Origin of the sequence: Enterobacter sp. WPR_3_1 (assembly GCF_003635055.1) — a bacterium.
Lineage (GTDB): Bacteria > Pseudomonadota > Gammaproteobacteria > Enterobacterales > Enterobacteriaceae > Enterobacter > Enterobacter ludwigii.
Map to the genome: position 1 here is coordinate 717813 of NZ_RBXU01000008.1, position 15875 is coordinate 733687.

The window sequence follows — 15875 nt, forward strand, 5'->3', positions numbered from 1 at the left end:
TTACAGGCCCAGCAGACCGACAGCGTAGCCCGCGATACCGATGACGAAGAAGCCAACAATGATCCACAGCGGGTTAACTTTCTTACGCAGCAGCCACATACAGGCGAAGGTCAGCAGCAGCGGTACCAGACCCGGCATCAGCTGGTCCAGAATCGTCTGCACGGTGGTAACACGGGTCTGACCATCCTGACCGGTGATGGTGGACACCACCAGCGGGATGTTCACGTGCGTCCACTTGTTAACCAGCGCCCCCATGACAAACAGGCCGAGGATTGACGCCCCCTCAGTCAGTTTCTGCAGGAAGCCGCCGCCCATATCCTTAACGATGTCCACCCCTTTACGGTAACCGTAAGCCACACCGTAGTAACGGGTCAGCAGGCGCACCGCGTTGAACAGGATGAAGAACAGCAGTGGCCCAAGCAGGCTTCCGCTCATGGCGATACCGGCACCCAGCGCCGCGAAGACCGGACGCACGGTACCCCAGAAGATTGGGTCACCGACGCCTGCCAGCGGACCCATCAGACCGACTTTGATACCGTTGATGGCACCATCGTCAATCTCTGCGCCGTTTGCACGCTGCTCTTCCATCGCCAACGTCACGCCCAGAACCGGAGCCGCCACATAAGGATGGGTGTTAAAGAATTCCAGGTGACGCTTAATCGCCTGACGGCGCGCTTCGTTGTTTTCCGGATACAGGCGTTTGATAGCCGGTACCATGGAGAAACAGAAGCCCAGCGCCTGCATACGTTCGAAGTTCCATGAACCCTGAAACAGGTTAGAACGGATGAACACGCCACGAATATCACCCGGAGTGAGTTTTTTCTCGGTGGTAGTTTTTGTCATATCAACCATTTCGCTCACCTGCTAGTCCAGTTCGTTATCGAGATCGTTATTACCAGCAGCCTGCGCTGGGGCACCCGCAACGCGGTTATATTTCGGGCTGAGCTGGATGTAGAGAATCGCCATCACTGCACCAATCACACCCAGCGCAACCAGGTTGAAGTTGGTGAACGCAGCAGTAACGAAGCCGAGGTAGAAGAACGGCATCAGGTAGCCTGCGCGCATCATATTGATAACCATCGCATAACCAACCACCACAATCATACCGCCTGCGATGTTCAGACCGCCGGTGACCACTTCTGGAATGGCGTTCAGCATGCTCTGTACTTCACTGGTACCGACGGAGATCGCAACGATAACGGCCGGGATCGCGATACGCATCGCCTGCAGGAACAGGGACGAGACGTGGATCCAGGAGAGCGCCGTCAGGTTGCCATTTTCGGCCGCCTTATCCGCCGCGTGCTGGAAGGCCACGGTGATAGTACGCACGATGATGGTCAGTACCTGACCTGCTGCTGCCAGCGGGATGGCCAGGGCAATACCTGCACCGATACTCTGGTGACCGGCAATAACCAGAACCGTAGAAATGATGGACGCCAGCGCGGCATCAGGCGCAACTGCCGCACCGATGTTCATCCAGCCCAGGGCAATCATTTCCAGGGTACCACCGATGATGATCCCGGTTTTCATATCACCCAGAACGGCACCAATCAACGTACAGGCCACCAGAGGGCGGTGGAACTGAAATTCATCAAGTACGGATTCCATACCCGCAATACACGCGACGATGAACACCAGCACAATCTGAAGAGTGGTAATCTCCATTGTACTTCTCCTATTACATAAGCTTTATGTGAAAAACCGGCGCGGGCTTATTTCCCAACTTTACCGATCAGATCCATCATTTTCAGTTTCTGATCCGTGGAAACCTTACGGGCTTCCAGTTCGATACCGCGTGCATTCAGCTTGTTGAATGCCTCGATATCTTTCGCATCGACTGAAATGGCGTTGTTGACCTGCGTTTTGCCCTGACGGAATGCCATACCACCAATGTTTACGGAGGTAATTTTCACGCCGCCTTCAACCAGGCGTTCAACGTCTGTCGGGTTTGTGAACAGCAGCATCACGCGCTCACCCGCATATTTCGGGTTGTTATAAACGCGGATCATTTTGGCGACATCCACCACGTGCGCGGTAACGCCAGGAGGAGCAACCTGTGTCAGAAGGGTTTTACGTACGGTATCAGCAGCAACTTCATCGCTGACGACAATAATGCGTCGAACGTTGGTCTCTTTGGTCCAGCGCGTTGCCACCTGGCCGTGGATTAAACGGTCATCGATACGGGCAAGGCCGATCACCATGTAATCATTCGGGCCCATGGGCTTCGCCGGGGCTGCGGCTTTTGGCGCCGCGGCCACTGGAGCAGGCTTCTCAACCGGTTGTGCTTTCAGCGCTTTCACGCCTTCGCGACCGGTTTCAACTGCCAGAGCGACCAGTTCATCGAAACTCGGATTGTCGTCGCGTGCCATGAAGGTTTCCACCAACATGGGGATATTCACCCCGGCGACAACTTCATAATGCTCTTTATCGACGACAATGCGGCTGGCAGCATTGAACGGACTGCCTCCCCATGTATCAACGAGAAACAGCACGCCTTTGCTGGTATCCAGTTTCTGCAGTTGAGCAGTGTACTTCTCAATCAGCGTTTCAGCGTTTTCACCGGGAACGAAATCGATCCAGCCGACGTTTTCCTGCTCACCCAACAGCATCTCTGCCGTTTTGAGTAACTGCTCTGCAGCCCAACCATGTGTGCCTATGACAATAGCAATGGTCACTTGCTACCTCCTTTTATTATCATTAATACGCCTGCCAGGCAGTCGCACTGTGAATCGTATCTGGCCAACCGAATCGATTCAGAAAAGGGTTAGAGTTAAAAAACTAAGACTTCCGCGAATTATTTTAGATAGTGAAAAAATAATTTATGTGATGAAGATCCGTAATTTAGCTATGGGTTACAGAATTATCTGTAAGGTAAAGCAGCTGTGTTACAGATCTTTGCAAAGGAACGTAAATCTTTGCTAAAAACGCATTGTCTCTGATATGTTTAGCCTCCGTTTAATTGTTCAGGAGTATAGGGCTACAGCCCACTATATGGACCGTCACCGACGTCAGTCATCCTCCAGGCCATTCCGCGCCTGTTTTACCGGCGATCCTCGCCACGTATCGACTCTGTCTGCCTCTGTTTTGCCCACGTTGAGTGGGGCACCGTTTGGTCATTCCGTTAGCAGGAGCGTTTCATGGAATTCTTAATGGACCCGTCAATCTGGGTGGGATTGCTCACGCTGGTCGTGCTTGAGATTGTTCTCGGCATTGATAACCTGGTGTTTATTGCCATCCTTGCGGACAAACTGCCGCCAAAACAACGTGATAAAGCGCGTCTGATCGGCCTCTCTCTGGCACTGGTCATGCGTCTGGCACTGCTGTCCGTGATCTCGTGGATGGTTACGCTGACGAAGCCGCTTTTTTCCGTCATGGATTTCACTTTCTCCGGGCGTGATTTGATCATGCTGCTCGGGGGGATATTCCTGCTTTTCAAAGCGACGACAGAGCTTCACGAGCGGCTGGAAAATCGCCAGCACGATGATGGACACGGTAAAGGCTATGCCAGCTTTTGGGTCGTGGTACTGCAGATCGTGGTGCTTGATGCGGTCTTCTCGCTGGATGCGGTGATCACGGCTGTCGGCATGGTGAACCATCTCCCGGTGATGATGGCTGCGGTGGTTATCGCGATGGCGGTGATGCTGCTGGCATCTAAGCCACTGACGCGCTTTGTGAATCAGCATCCGACGGTCGTGGTGCTCTGCCTTAGCTTCCTGCTGATGATTGGTCTGAGCCTGGTGGCGGAAGGTTTTGGCTTCCATATACCAAAAGGCTACCTGTACGCAGCCATTGGCTTCTCGATCCTCATCGAGCTGTTTAACCAGATTGCACGACATAACTTTATCAAGCAGCAGTCTACCCAGCCGCTGCGTGCGCGTACGGCTGATGCGATTCTGCGTCTGATGGGCGGTCGCCGTCAGGTCAACGTGCAGAATGACAATGAAAGCCGTAACCCGGTTCCCGTCCCGGAAGGGGCATTTGTGGAAGAAGAGCGCTATATGATTAACGGCGTGCTCTCCCTGGCCTCCCGCTCGCTGCGCGGCATCATGACCCCGCGCGGTGAAATCAGCTGGGTCGATTCCCGCCTGAGCGTTGATGAGATTCGCCAGCAGTTGCTCTCTTCACCGCATAGCCTGTTCCCGGTATGCCGGGGTGAACTGGACGAAATCATCGGCGTGGTGCGTGCGAAAGAGATGCTGGTGGCGCTGGAAGAGGGGATTAACGTCGAAGCCGTCGCCGCCGCATCACCGGCGATTGTGGTGCCGGAAACACTGGATCCTATCAACCTGCTTGGCGTCCTGCGCCGCGCACGCGGTAGCTTTGTTATCGTCACCAATGAATTTGGTGTGGTGCAGGGTCTGGTGACGCCGCTCGACGTGCTTGAAGCCATTGCCGGTGAATTCCCGGATGCGGATGAAACCCCGGAAATTGTCTCCGACGGTGACGGCTGGCTGGTGAAAGGCACCACCGATCTGCACGCGCTACAGCACACGCTGGGTCTGGAAAACATCATCAACGATGAAGAGGACATTGCGACCGTGGCTGGGCTGGTTATTGCCGTCAACGGACAAATCCCGCGAACCGGCGATATCATCGAACTGCCTCCGCTGCAGATCACGATAATCGAAGCGAATGACTATCGCGTCGATATGGTGCGCATTGTTAAAGAGCAGTCGGCCCACGACGAAGAAGAGTAACTGAGCCTAGCGTAACGGCATCAGCGGAACGATATGCCCGTTACGCGGTGCTGGCGGAGACGAACTCTCCGCCAGCCATTGCGGAAATTCCCTCAGCGGCATAGGCTGCGCAAACAAAAATCCCTGCAGTACCTCTACCCCATGATGACGCAAATACCGCGCCTGCTCGGGCGTTTCTACCCCTTCAGCCACCAGCTCAATGCTAAGCCGTTGTCCGAGCGCAATGATGATGTCCGTCACCGTGGAGTTCACGGCATCAGTGCCGATAGCGCTGGTAAAGGACTTATCAATTTTCAGCACGTCCGGATGCAGCTTTTCCAGCCACGAGAGAGAGCTATTGCCGGTGCCAAAATCATCTATGGCCAGCTTCACGCCCTGACGGTGTAACTCTCTTACAATGCGATAATCCACGTCCTGCAGCGCGTCACGCTCCGTCAGCTCCACAATCAGCTGCTGGGTGGGATGCGCGCTGAACCAGTAGCGGTTCAGGTCCTGAATGAGCGTTCCATGCCGGAAATGGCTGGCGGCGGCGTTAATGCCAATGTGAAAGCCGGGCGTTGCCGGAAAATAGCCAATCTGACTCACCGTCTCGTTAATGACGTAACGTGTGAGAGGGATAATCAGGTTGTGCTCTTCGGCGAGCGGAATAAAAACGTCCGGGGAAATCCATCCCTGACGGGGGTTGTTCCAGCGCAGCAGGATCTCCACCCCCACGCATTTCTGCGTGCGGGCATTCAGCAGCGGCTGGCAAAACAGCTCGAATTCACGTGCGGCCAGGCCAAGGTTAATTTCCCAGGTAAAGCTCATGCGGTTCGCGGTCGCAAGCCAGGCGACGTAACCCATCAGCAGACTGAGCATCAGCGCCAGCGGCAGCTGAGAGGGCAAATATATCAACGCCAGCTCGCTGGCTCCCGGGCCACTGACGGTAATGGTGAACGGGAAATGGCTGGATTGCTGGCGCAGAACCCTCTCATCATCGTTTATTGTCAGCGAGTCGGAGACATTTTCACCGTAGCGCAGGTATTTATCCCCCACGGTCAGGGCCACGTCGGTGATAAGTGGGCGCTGTGGCTCCAGCATCAGGCGAGTGATGAGATCGATATTCACAATCTGCATCACCCCATCTTCTCCGCTATCAGAAACCGGATACCACTGGATCAGGATCGGGCTTCCCTTAAGCAAGGATTTGTCGGTGGAGAGCACCAGCTTTGTTTCGGCGGACGGCAGGGCAGGCTGAATCTCTCGCAACGGGACGTCGCGATTGCCGAAAATACTTGAACAGTAAAGGATACCGTCTTTGACCAGTGCAATTGAGCGCACCGTTTGCAGTGAGGCCGCCTGTTTTCGTAACACTAAATGCGCCTGAGAGCAGGGCGCTCCGACCAGTGCCAGCAGCGGGTTGCGCCCTTTTTCCAGCGGCAATAAGACGTTATCCAGCACGTTGACGGAGTGCGCCGCAAAGTTCAGGGTGTTTTGCTGATTTACGTTACGCTGTGAAATAAAGCGTATACCCAGCGTAATGATGAGCGTGAGAAGCGCAACCATCACGCAGACGATGACGCGTTTTCGGCGATACTTTTTTATGATCCTCTGTGCTGTTTGCATGGGAGGCCGCCCAATACGCCTTCAGCACCAAAAGCCGAGGCAACACAGCAAGTGTAGTGGGGAAATATTAAGTCGACGAGAAAGGGATAAAAATTCGCCCATCCGTGGAAGATGGGCGAGAGAGGCGTTGAGGTGAAACGGTTAGTCGCACTGCACCTTTATCGCCAGACCGCCGCGGGAGGTCTCACGATATTTGGCGTTCATGTCTTTACCGGTTTCGTACATGGTCTCGATAACCTTGTCCAGCGAAACGCGTGGCTCGCTGGTACGGCGCATGGCCATACGCGTGGCGTTGATCGCTTTTACCGACGCGATAGCGTTACGTTCAATGCATGGTACTTGCACCTGACCCGCAACCGGATCACAGGTGAGACCGAGGTTATGTTCCATACCGATTTCAGCCGCCACACAGACCTGCTCCGGGCTGGCGCCCAGCAGCTCTGCAAGACCGGCCGCGGCCATAGAACAGGCCACGCCCACTTCACCCTGACAGCCCACTTCAGCGCCAGAGATAGACGCATTCATCTTGTACAGCGCACCAATCGCCCCTGCTGCCAGGAAGTAGCGAATGTAGATATCAGGCGTTACGGGTTCAATAAAGTGATCGTAGTAGGCCAGTACCGCCGGAACGATACCGCACGCGCCGTTCGTTGGTGCAGTCACCACCCGGCCACCCGCGGCGTTTTCTTCGTTCACCGCAAGCGCAAACATGTTCACCCAGTCGACCACGTTCATCGGGTCGTTAGAGAATTTGTCTGTGGTGACCAGCATACGGCGCAGCGCAGAGGCGCGACGCGGTACGCGCAGTGGCCCAGGCAGTACGCCTTCGGTGTTCATGCCGCGATCGATACAGGCCTGCATGGTTTGCCACACGTTCGCAAAATAGTCTTCAATCTCTTTTTTGCTGTGCAGAGCCAGTTCGTTCTGCATCACCATGCCGGAAAGTGACAGACCGGTTTCATGGCAGTAGTCCAGCATCTCTTTGGCGGACTTGAACGGGTAAGGTACGTTCACATCGCCCGTTGTATCTTTGCCAAAGTGTTCCTCATCAACGATAAAACCACCGCCAATGGAGTAATAGGTTTTGCTGTAGATCACTTTGTCGCCGTTAAAGGCGTGGATCTGCATACCGTTTTCATGCAGGGAGAGGTTATCGCTACGAAAACGCATGCCGTCATCATGCGGGAAATCCACTTCATGTTGACCGTTTGCCAGCAGCAGGCGGCCGCGCGTTTCTACGTCGCGGATAAATGCCGGAATGGCATCAATATCTACGGTATCCGGCATATTGCCCGCCAGACCCATAATAATGGCGATATCGGTGTGGTGGCCTTTACCCGTTAATGACAGTGAGCCGTAAACATCCACGGCGACACGGGTAACGCTTTCCAGTAATCCTTTTTCGACCAGATCATCGACGAACTGTTTACCGGCCTTCATCGGGCCAACAGTATGGGAAGACGAAGGGCCAATTCCCACTTTGAACATGTCGAATATACTAATCACTTTCACACTCCTGACAGGGTTACCGGGGTTCCAGTAACGATGTTATAACTGCGCATAGTGTAAGAGGGAAGACCGACCTCGGCTTAACTATTCACATGAATTAAACTAATGGTTAACGATGGTTTTGCTAATAGCGCGACGCCGATCGCAAACCTGGCAGAAGAGGGTGGAATGTAAAGTATAGTCAAGGCTTCAGGCCGATTTGCAGCGCCAGTTCACGAATGATGCCCGCCGTCATGCCCCAGACAAAATAATGCTGATACCAGGACAACCACACCCGGTGCGCATGACCCCGACGCTGGATATCCAGCGGATGATAACGCCCGAGCCGAAGAGCCTCTTCCAGTGGCATCTCAAACACCGCAGACACTTCATCGACGCTGGCGTGATATTGCAGATCCGGCGGGATAATGCCGACCACCGGTGTGACCTGAAAACCGGTCACGCTGTCGACCGGCGGCAGCACGCCAATGATCTCAACCGCTTCAGGCGGAATGGCGACCTCTTCCTGGGCTTCGCGCAGCGCGGCGGCAATCAGCGAGGCGTCAGAACTGTCCACGGCACCACCCGGAAAGGCGACCTGACCGGCATGCTTACGTAAATGTGGCGAACGCTGGGTGAGCAGCAGGCCCGGCTGCTCACGACGGACCACCGGGATCAACACCGCTGCCTGACGTTGATTGAGGGCTTCGCGGCTCACGTTGGGCCGCAAAAGCTGAAAGCGCGACAGAAAATCATCCAGCGTCAGGTTCTCTTTTTCCACCCGTCATTACTCCAGTTGTTTCAGGATACGGTTAACTTTATCAAAGGTTTCCTGATATTCCGCATCGACCTGGCTATCAGCAACAATTCCGCCCCCTGCGGAACAGTAAAGATGCCCGTTACAGGCGGTCAGCGTTCGAATGGTGATGCTGGTATCCAGCGTACCGCAGAGACTGATATAGCCAATGCTGCCGCACCAGGCGTTTCGACGATGCGGTTCCAGCTCATCGATTATTTCCATTGCCCGCACTTTAGGCGCGCCGGTTATCGAGCCCCCCGGGAACGCGGCGCGAAGCAGATCGCAGGCCGTGCGCGAGGCGGGCAGTTGCGCGGTAATGGTGCTGACCAGGTGATGCACCGCGGGGAACGGCTCGACGACAAACAGTTCAGGGACACGCACGCTTCCCGGCACGGCGACCCGGCCAATGTCGTTACGCATGAGGTCGACAATCATCAGGTTTTCAGCGCGATCTTTTAACGAGGCCGCCAGTTTTTCCGCCTGCTGGCGGTCGGCAACAGGATCGGCCAGCCGGGGAAGCGTGCCTTTAATCGGTCGCGTCTGAATAGTGCCATCGGCAAGATGAATAAAACGCTCGGGCGAGAGGCTCAGAATAGCGCCCTGTTCCAGGCGCAGAAATGCACTGAACGGTGCCCGGTTACTGGCGTTGAGGCGGGTAAATGCCTGCCACTCATCGCCTTCACAGGTTGCCTGAAAACGCTGGGCAAGGTTGACCTGATAGCAATCACCGCTCTGCAGATAGCCCTGAACCCGCTCAAACTTCGCGGCGTACTCCTGCACGGTCATGTTGGCGCGCCACGCAGAGGTCAGGTGGAAATCCGCTGTTGCGACGGGGACCTGTGCCTCAAGCCAGGCAAGCCGGGCGGACACATCCTGATGGCTGAGCAGAGAGACCGCCTGCTTGTGGTGATCGACGATTATTGCCCAGTCATAAAGCCCCACCGCCATATCCGGCAGCGGAATGTCGTCCTGTGCAGTCTCCGGCAAGGTTTCGAAGCGGCGACCTAAATCATAGCCGAACAAGCCCAGCGCACCTCCCTGGAAGGGAAGGTCGGGATTTTGCGGGACGGTTAAGTCCAGCGCGTCCAGCGCCTGCTGAAGTAATGACAGCGGATCGTCCGTTGACTGCGTTTCGCCTGTCGTAGTCACATTCCCTTGTGTTATCAGGGTCTGCAGAGGGTCGGCAACCAGAATATCAAAGCGGCTATAGGGATGATCCGCATATCCGGAGTGCAGCAACATCGCAAAAGGAAGATGGCTGAGGCGGGCAAACCAGAATTCCGCGGCGTCTGAACGCCAGGGTAATGAAATGACTGTAGGGGGTAACGGGTTCATGTGTGGCATACTACCGGGCAGCGTGAAATAATTAGCGCGGATAATTTAGCAGGAGTTGACAATGTTTGCAGGTTTACCTTCTCTGAGCCATGACCAGCAGCAGAAAGCGGTTGAGCGTATTCAGGAACTGATGTCCCAGGGGATGAGCAGCGGACAGGCGATCACGCAAGTTGCTAATGAACTTCGCGCCACCCACACCGGCGAGCGGATCGTGGCGCGTTTTGAGGATGATGAAGAGGAGTAATCCGGCTTAAACCGCCGCGATAATCTTAATTTCGACTTTGTATTCCGGCTTCATCAGCGTCGCCTGTACGGTACACCGTACGGGCGCATGTCCCGCCACAACCCAGGCATCCCAGGCTTTATTCATCGCCGCAAAATCGTCTTTACTGGCAAGAAAAATGGTCGCATCCAGAATGCGTGATTTATCGCTGCCTTGCTTTTCCAGCACGGCGTCAATCTGCGCCAGCGTATTCGCCGTCTGTTCGAAGGCATCTGCGTCGAGATTTTCCGGTACACCGGTGTAGTAGAGCGTCTGGTTATGGATGACCACATCAGACCAGCGTGCTTCGGCATCAATGCGCACAATTGTCATAAACGTTTCCTCGTTATTTTCATGTCAGTCGGCAAGACTGCCATATTGTGTTCCCCTCGTCACTATTTGGGGTGGCACTGGAGAGGATGGGCTGACATAATCCCTGTGCAAAAATACAGTGAGAGAGCAACGTGGCAGACGATTTTTCCCCAGAAGGTCAGTTAGCACAGGCGATTCCCGGTTTTAAACCGCGTGAACCCCAGCGGCAGATGGCGCATGCCGTGGCCCGCGCAATCAACATCGCGCAGCCGCTGGTGGTGGAAGCCGGTACCGGCACGGGCAAAACCTATGCCTACCTGGCGCCAGCGCTGCGGGCCAAAAAGAAAGTGATCATCTCCACCGGGTCTAAAGCGCTGCAGGACCAGCTTTACAGCCGCGATCTGCCCACGGTCGCCAACGCCCTGAAGTATAAAGGCCGCCTGGCGTTGCTGAAAGGCCGCTCCAACTACCTCTGCCTTGAACGGCTTGAGCAGCAGGCGCTGGCGGGCGGTGATCTGCCGGTGCAGACGCTCAGCGATGTCATTATTCTTCGCGCCTGGGCCAATCAGACAGAGGAGGGGGATATCAGCACCTGCGCGAGCGTGCCGGAAGACTCTCCCGCCTGGCCGCTGGTCACCAGTACCAACGACAACTGCCTGGGGAGCGACTGCCCGCTGTATAAAGATTGTTTTGTGGTGAAAGCGCGTAAAACCGCCATGGATGCGGATGTCGTGGTGGTCAACCACCATCTCTTCCTTGCCGATATGGTGGTTAAAGATAGCGGCTTTGGCGAACTGATCCCGGAAGCGGACGTGATGATCTTCGATGAAGCCCACCAGCTTCCTGACATCGCCAGCCAGTATTTTGGCCAGTCGCTCTCCAGCCGCCAGCTGCAGGACTTAGCGAAAGATTTCACCATTGCCTACCGCACCGAGTTAAAAGATACCCAACAGCTGCAGAAGTGTGCTGACCGCCTGGCGCAAAGTGCGCAGGATTTTCGCCTGCAACTGGGTGAGCCGGGCTATCGCGGTAATCTGCGTGAGCTGCTGGCAGACAAAAATATCCAGCGCGCGCTGTTGCTGCTCGATGATGCCCTTGAGCTTTGTTACGACGTGGCGAAACTATCGCTCGGCCGTTCCGCACTGCTGGATGCCGCCTTCGAGCGCGCCACGCTCTATCGGGCACGCCTCAAACGGCTGAAAGAGATAAACCAGCCGGGGTTCAGCTACTGGTATGAATGCACCTCCCGCCATTTCACGCTGGCCCTGACGCCGCTGACGGTAGCGGATAAATTCAAAGAGGTGATGGCGCAAAAACCGGGAAGCTGGATCTTCACGTCGGCAACCCTTTCGGTGAATGACGATCTACACCACTTTACCGGGCGTCTGGGGATTGAACAGGCGGAGTCGCTGCTGCTGCCCAGCCCGTTTGATTATGAAAAACAGGCGTTGCTCTGCGTTCCGCGTAATCTGCCTCTGCCTAACCAGCCCGGCGCGGCGCGCCTGCTGGCGGCAATGCTCAGGCCGATGATCGAGGCCAACAACGGCCGCTGTTTTATGCTCTGCACCTCCCACGCGATGATGCGCGATCTGGCGGAGCAGTTCCGCGCCACCATGACTTTGCCGGTTCTGCTTCAGGGCGAGACCAGCAAAGGGCAACTGTTACAGCAGTTTGTCAGTGCCGGTAACGCCCTGCTGGTAGCCACCAGCAGCTTCTGGGAAGGGGTGGACGTGCGGGGAGATACCCTGTCGCTGGTGATCATCGATAAACTGCCGTTTACCTCACCGGACGATCCGCTGCTGAAGGCACGTATGGAAGACTGCCGTTTGCGCGGCGGCGATCCTTTTGATGAGGTCCAGCTACCGGACGCGGTGATCACCCTTAAACAAGGGGTAGGACGTCTGATTCGCGACACAGACGACCGCGGCGTGCTGGTTATATGCGATAACCGGCTGGTGATGCGCCCTTACGGTGCGACCTTCCTTGCCAGCTTGCCGCCCGCGCCGCGCACGCGGGACATTAAACGCGCGGTTCGCTTCCTGGCAAACCCAACGGCGGAGTAATTTGCCCGTGAGTATGCTAAGATGCGCGCCATTTTGTGACTGACCATTGCGAGAGCGCGACGACTGATGCGAATTCTGGCTATTGATACCGCGACAGAGGCCTGTTCTGTGGCTCTGTTGAACGACGGTGCTATCTCTTCTCATTTCGAAGAGTGCCCACGAGAACACACCCAACGCATTCTGCCTCTGGTTAAAGAGATTTTAACCAGAGGCAACACCACCTTAACCGACCTCGACGCACTGGCCTTTGGCCGTGGCCCCGGCAGCTTTACGGGCGTACGCATTGGAATTGGCATTGCGCAGGGGCTGGCGCTGGGCGCAGAACTGCCGATGATCGGTGTTTCCACGCTGGCAACCATGGCGCAGGGCGCATGGCGTATGACCGGGGCAACGCGCGTTCTGGCGGCCATTGACGCCCGAATGGGAGAAGTTTACTGGGCAGAATACACCCGCGATGAAAATGGCATCTGGCACGGTGAAGAGACCGAGGCTGTCCTCAAGCCGGAAGCGGTGACCGAGCGGCTGAAACAGCTGTCCGGCGAGTGGGCGACAGTAGGCACCGGCTGGCCGGCATGGCCAGAGATGGCTAACGGCACCGGGATCACGCTGACAGACGGCAACATGCTTCTGCCCGCCGCAGAGGATATGCTTCCCATCGCCTGCCAACTGCTTGAGGCGGGCAAAACCGTGGCCGTTGAACATGCGGAGCCGGTTTATTTGCGAAACACCGTCGCGTGGAAGAAACTTCCAGGCCGGGAATGAATCTCAGTAACAGGAACTGAGAAAAAGGAGTCGCATCATGGCGGTTCAGTCTAAAGTTGTACGCCTTTATATGGCAGGCGCAGTGGCCATAGCACTGAGCGGATGCGTTTCCGTTCCTGATGCGATTAAGGGCAGCAGCCCCACGCCACAGCAGGATCTGGTTCGCGTGATGAATGCGCCTGAGCTTTACGTCGGCCAGGAAGCGCGCTTTGGCGGCAAGGTTATCGAGGTGCAAAACCAGCAGGGGAAAACCCGTCTGGAGATTGCCACCGTTCCGCTGGATAGCGGTGCGCGGCCGATCCTTGGCGAACCTTCCCGCGGGCGTATTTATGCCGACGTTGGCGGTTTTCTCGACCCGGTCGATTTTCGCGGACAGCTGGTCACCGTCGTCGGCCCGATTACCGGTTCGGTAGAGGGCAAAGTCGGCAACACGCCGTATAAATTTATGACCATGCAGGTCAACGGGTATAAGCGCTGGCGGCTGACACAGCAGGTCATCATGCCACCTCAGCCGATGGATCCGTGGATGTGGGGTCCACATCCTTATCGGTATGGCTACCCGGGCTGGGGCTGGTATAACCCGGGGCCTGCACAGGTTCAGACAATCGTTACTGAGTAACTCCCTGTAATTGTTAGAAAAGAGACAGCGGCTCAGCCGCTGTCTCTGTTTTTTACGAATAAAACGAAAAAAAAGAGTGACGCGCTTCGCAACCTTAAATCTGAACAATTAATAAACTGGTACGCTGAGTTAATATAATGTTAACAAACTGTTTATTATCGGGGTTGTGATGACGACGAACACTCATTTCAGAGGTGATGCATTGAAGAAGGTTTGGCTTAACCGTTATCCCGCAGATGTTCCTGCCGAGATCAATCCTGACCGTTATCAATCCCTGGTTGAATTGTTTGAACACTCGGTGAGGCGTTACGCAGACCAGCCTGCTTTTGTGAATATGGGCGAGGTCATGACGTTCCGTAAACTTGAGGAGCGTAGTCGGGCGTTCGCCGCCTATCTGCAGGAAGGGCTGGGGCTGCAAAAAGGGGACCGCGTCGCGCTGATGATGCCGAACCTGCTGCAATACCCGGTGGCGCTGTTCGGTGTCCTGCGTGCCGGGATGATTGTTGTCAACGTTAACCCGCTGTATACGCCGCGGGAGCTGGAGCATCAGCTCAACGACAGCGGTGCCGCCGCCATTGTGATTGTCTCTAACTTTGCCCACACGCTGGAAAAAGTGGTCGACAAAACCCAGGTCAAACACGTCATCCTGACGCGTATGGGGGATCAACTCTCTACCGCCAAAGGGACACTGGTTAACTTTGTCGTCAAATACATCAAACGTCTGGTGCCGAAATACCACCTGCCGGACGCGATCTCCTTCCGCAGTGCGCTGCAGGCGGGCTACCGCATGCAATACGTTAAACCGGAAGTGGTATCAGAAGACCTCGCGTTTCTGCAGTACACCGGCGGCACAACGGGTGTGGCTAAAGGCGCCATGCTGACCCACCGTAACATGCTGGCAAACCTTGAGCAGGTGAATGCCACCTACGGACCGTTGCTGCACCACGGAAAAGAGCTGGTGATCACCGCGCTTCCGCTTTATCACATCTTCGCGCTGACCATGAACTGTCTGCTGTTTATTGAGCTGGGCGGTCAAAACGTATTGATCACAAACCCGCGCGATATTCCGGGGCTGGTGAAAGAGCTGGCGAAATATCCGTTCACCGCCATGACTGGGGTGAATACGCTGTTTAACGCGCTGCTCAACAACAAAGAGTTCCAGAAGCTCGATTTCTCCACGCTGCACCTCTCTGCGGGTGGCGGTATGCCGGTTCAACAGGCCGTTGCCGAACGCTGGATGAAACTGACGGGTCAGTATTTGCTGGAAGGCTATGGCCTGACGGAATGCGCCCCGCTGGTCAGTGTGAATCCGCATGATATCGACTATCACAGCGGAAGCATTGGCCTGCCGGTTCCGTCGACCGAAGCCAAACTGGTTGATGATGACGATAACGAAGTGGCGCCAGGTGAACCGGGCGAACTCTGTGTCAAAGGGCCGCAGGTGATGCTGGGCTACTGGCAACGTCCCGATGCGACCGATGAAATTATCAAAGACGGCTGGCTGCACACCGGTGATATCGCCGTGATGGATGAAGAGGGCTTCCTGCGTATCGTCGATCGTAAGAAAGACATGATCCTGGTTTCCGGTTTCAACGTCTACCCGAATGAAATCGAAGATGTGGTGATGCAGCACAGCGGCGTGCTCGAAGTGGCTGCCGTAGGCGTCCCTTCCGGGAGCAGCGGCGAGGCGGTGAAGATTTTTGTGGTCAAAAAAGATCCTTCTCTTACGGAGGAGGCGCTGATCACCTTCTGTCGTCGTCAGCTGACCGGCTACAAGGTGCCGAAGCTGGTTGAGTTTCGCGAGGAACTGCCGAAATCGAATGTCGGAAAGATATTACGACGAGAATTACGTGACGAAGCCCGTGGCAAAGTAGACAATAAGGCCTGAGCTTCACGCTAATCGCCCAGACGCCGGTTAAGCCGGCGTTTTTTA

Annotated in this window: 15 protein-coding genes; 7 read left to right on the forward strand and 8 right to left on the reverse strand. The window is 55.6% G+C overall.

What is annotated here, in order from left to right:
• Genes BJ887_RS05190 through manX form a run of 3 tightly spaced genes read right to left on the reverse strand, consistent with a single transcriptional unit; the run spans position 1 to position 2675 of the window.
• A complete protein-coding gene (locus BJ887_RS05190) occupies positions 1-852 on the reverse strand; it encodes a PTS mannose transporter subunit IID (protein WP_006810994.1) in 852 nt (283 codons plus the stop codon).
• Positions 853-864: 12 nt separating this feature from the next.
• Positions 865-1665: a PTS mannose transporter subunit IIC gene (manY, locus tag BJ887_RS05195; protein ID WP_014170599.1), complete on the reverse strand. Its 801-nt coding sequence runs from the start codon at positions 1663-1665 to the stop codon at positions 865-867.
• 47 nt (positions 1666-1712) lie between these two features.
• Positions 1713-2675, reverse strand: coding sequence for a PTS mannose transporter subunit IIAB (manX, locus tag BJ887_RS05200; RefSeq protein WP_014170598.1), 963 nt, complete (start codon positions 2673-2675; stop codon positions 1713-1715).
• Between the two features lie 316 nt (positions 2676-2991).
• Between manX and BJ887_RS23270 the strand changes: the two genes are divergently transcribed.
• Positions 2992-3150, forward strand: a complete 159-nt coding sequence (locus tag BJ887_RS23270) for a protein YoaL (RefSeq protein WP_370874538.1) — start codon at positions 2992-2994, stop codon at positions 3148-3150.
• Entirely contained in the window at positions 3138-4697 is a 1560-nt protein-coding gene (gene yoaE / locus BJ887_RS05210) for a CNNM family cation transport protein YoaE (protein ID WP_014170597.1), read from the forward strand. The genes BJ887_RS23270 and yoaE overlap by 13 nt, the downstream gene beginning before the upstream one ends.
• A 6-nt stretch (positions 4698-4703) precedes the next feature.
• On the opposite strand, the gene BJ887_RS05215 is transcribed toward yoaE, so the two are convergent.
• From BJ887_RS05215 to pabB, 4 genes are all read right to left on the reverse strand, one after another.
• On the reverse strand, positions 4704-6302 hold the full coding sequence (locus tag BJ887_RS05215) for an EAL domain-containing protein (RefSeq protein ID WP_020883423.1): 1599 nt from the start codon (positions 6300-6302) through the stop codon (positions 4704-4706).
• A 141-nt stretch (positions 6303-6443) separates the two neighbouring features.
• Positions 6444-7808 carry an L-serine ammonia-lyase gene (gene sdaA, locus BJ887_RS05220; RefSeq protein WP_020883424.1) on the reverse strand — a complete coding sequence of 455 codons (1365 nt, stop codon included), beginning with the start codon at positions 7806-7808 and terminating at the stop codon, positions 6444-6446.
• 184 nt (positions 7809-7992) lie between these two features.
• Positions 7993-8571, reverse strand: a complete 579-nt coding sequence (locus tag BJ887_RS05225; RefSeq protein ID WP_014170594.1) for a CoA pyrophosphatase — start codon at positions 8569-8571, stop codon at positions 7993-7995.
• Between the two features lie 6 nt (positions 8572-8577).
• A complete protein-coding gene (pabB, locus tag BJ887_RS05230) occupies positions 8578-9924 on the reverse strand; it encodes an aminodeoxychorismate synthase component 1 (protein ID WP_050736978.1) in 1347 nt (448 codons plus the stop codon).
• A gap of 61 nt (positions 9925-9985) precedes the next feature.
• On the opposite strand from pabB, the gene BJ887_RS05235 reads away from it, so the two are divergent.
• Complete coding sequence (locus tag BJ887_RS05235) at positions 9986-10168, forward strand: YoaH family protein (RefSeq protein WP_020883426.1); 183 nt, start codon at positions 9986-9988, stop codon at positions 10166-10168.
• Positions 10169-10174: 6 nt separating this feature from the next.
• Here the strand turns inward: BJ887_RS05235 and BJ887_RS05240 are convergent, their stop codons facing one another.
• Positions 10175-10519, reverse strand: a complete 345-nt coding sequence (locus tag BJ887_RS05240) for a RidA family protein (protein ID WP_014170591.1) — start codon at positions 10517-10519, stop codon at positions 10175-10177.
• Positions 10520-10650: 131 nt separating this feature from the next.
• Here BJ887_RS05240 and BJ887_RS05245 point away from each other — a divergent pair, with 131 nt between their 5' ends.
• The 4 genes from BJ887_RS05245 to fadD all read left to right on the forward strand — a co-directional run bounded on the left by BJ887_RS05245 (position 10651) and on the right by fadD (position 15830).
• Positions 10651-12561 carry an ATP-dependent DNA helicase gene (locus BJ887_RS05245; protein ID WP_121339467.1) on the forward strand — a complete coding sequence of 637 codons (1911 nt, stop codon included), beginning with the start codon at positions 10651-10653 and terminating at the stop codon, positions 12559-12561.
• Between the two features lie 66 nt (positions 12562-12627).
• Positions 12628-13323: a tRNA (adenosine(37)-N6)-threonylcarbamoyltransferase complex dimerization subunit type 1 TsaB gene (gene tsaB / locus BJ887_RS05250; RefSeq protein WP_121339469.1), complete on the forward strand. Its 696-nt coding sequence runs from the start codon at positions 12628-12630 to the stop codon at positions 13321-13323.
• A gap of 37 nt (positions 13324-13360) precedes the next feature.
• Positions 13361-13942 carry a Slp family lipoprotein gene (locus tag BJ887_RS05255; protein ID WP_121339471.1) on the forward strand — a complete coding sequence of 194 codons (582 nt, stop codon included), beginning with the start codon at positions 13361-13363 and terminating at the stop codon, positions 13940-13942.
• 202 nt (positions 13943-14144) lie between these two features.
• Complete coding sequence (gene fadD, locus BJ887_RS05260; protein WP_032669980.1) at positions 14145-15830, forward strand: long-chain-fatty-acid--CoA ligase FadD; 1686 nt, start codon at positions 14145-14147, stop codon at positions 15828-15830.
• The last annotated feature ends 45 nt before the right edge of the window (positions 15831-15875 follow it).

Coding starts and splice junctions, on each gene's coding strand:
- BJ887_RS05190 (WP_006810994.1), bottom strand. CDS start 852: ATGGTTGATATGACAAAAACTACCACCGAGAAAAAACTCACTCCGGGT.
- manY (WP_014170599.1), bottom strand. CDS start 1,665: ATGGAGATTACCACTCTTCAGATTGTGCTGGTGTTCATCGTCGCGTGT.
- BJ887_RS23270 (WP_370874538.1), top strand. CDS start 2,992: ATGGACCGTCACCGACGTCAGTCATCCTCCAGGCCATTCCGCGCCTGT.
- yoaE (WP_014170597.1), top strand. CDS start 3,138: ATGGAATTCTTAATGGACCCGTCAATCTGGGTGGGATTGCTCACGCTG.
- BJ887_RS05215 (WP_020883423.1), bottom strand. CDS start 6,302: ATGCAAACAGCACAGAGGATCATAAAAAAGTATCGCCGAAAACGCGTC.
- pabB (WP_050736978.1), bottom strand. CDS start 9,924: ATGAACCCGTTACCCCCTACAGTCATTTCATTACCCTGGCGTTCAGAC.
- BJ887_RS05235 (WP_020883426.1), top strand. CDS start 9,986: ATGTTTGCAGGTTTACCTTCTCTGAGCCATGACCAGCAGCAGAAAGCG.
- BJ887_RS05240 (WP_014170591.1), bottom strand. CDS start 10,519: ATGACAATTGTGCGCATTGATGCCGAAGCACGCTGGTCTGATGTGGTC.
- tsaB (WP_121339469.1), top strand. CDS start 12,628: ATGCGAATTCTGGCTATTGATACCGCGACAGAGGCCTGTTCTGTGGCT.
- BJ887_RS05255 (WP_121339471.1), top strand. CDS start 13,361: ATGGCGGTTCAGTCTAAAGTTGTACGCCTTTATATGGCAGGCGCAGTG.